At 68.8% G+C, this 725-nt stretch carries 2 protein-coding genes; both read left to right on the top strand.

The annotated features are described in order from the left end of the window. Positions 1-501, top strand: a 501-nt coding sequence (locus tag DM995_RS19985) for an ABC transporter permease (RefSeq protein ID WP_116970813.1), incomplete at its 5' end; no start/stop codon positions are given. Next, the coding region (locus DM995_RS19980) for an ATP-binding cassette domain-containing protein (protein WP_116970814.1) at positions 498-725 on the top strand (228 nt) is incomplete at its 3' end. The genes DM995_RS19985 and DM995_RS19980, both read left to right, overlap by 4 nt.

Genomic DNA, 725 nt, shown 5'->3' with positions numbered 1-725 from the left:
CGCCAGCCGGTCGCGGCCCAGTTCGTCGATGCCCTCTACGCTCTGCCCTTCATGTTCATCGTCATCGTGCTGATGGTGGTCTTCGGCCGCTCGATCCTGCTGGTGTTCGTCGGGATCGGGCTGGTCGAATGGCTGACCATGGCGCGGATCGTGCGCGGCCAGGTGATGACGCTGCGCCACCGCCCGTTCGTGCTGGCGGCCGAGGCGAGCGGCGCGCCGGTGCGCGCGATCCTGGCGCGGCACATCCTGCCCAATATCGCGGGCGTCGCGCTCGCGTACCTGACGCTCACCCTGCCCGGAATCATCATGATCGAGAGCTTCCTCTCGTTCCTCGGCCTGGGCGTGCAGGAGCCGCTGACCTCGCTCGGCATTCTGGTCAAGGAAGGCGCGGACGACATGGATGTCGCGCCGATGGGGCTGCTGGTGCCGGGCGGGGTGATGGTGACGCTGCTCGTCTGCCTGACGCTGATCGGCGAACGGCTGAGGGACCGGTTCGCATGAGCCTCTATCGGCTGGACGGTATGGGCGTGACCATCGACGGACGCGATCTGCTGCGCGGCGTGTCGCTCGAGATCGCGCCCGGCGAATGCGTCGCGCTGGCGGGCGCATCGGGATCGGGCAAGAGCCTTACGAGCCTCACCCCGTTCGGGCTATCCGCCGGGACGATCACCGGATCGGCGGTGCTGGAGGGGCAGGAGCTGGCGGGCCTCGACGAGGCGGGCTTG

Origin of the sequence: Blastomonas sp. UPD001 (assembly GCF_003426715.1) — a bacterium.
Taxonomy (GTDB): Bacteria; Pseudomonadota; Alphaproteobacteria; order Sphingomonadales; family Sphingomonadaceae; genus Blastomonas.
Note: the sequence above shows the minus strand (reverse complement) of the source record. Positions and strands in the feature narration are given on the sequence as shown.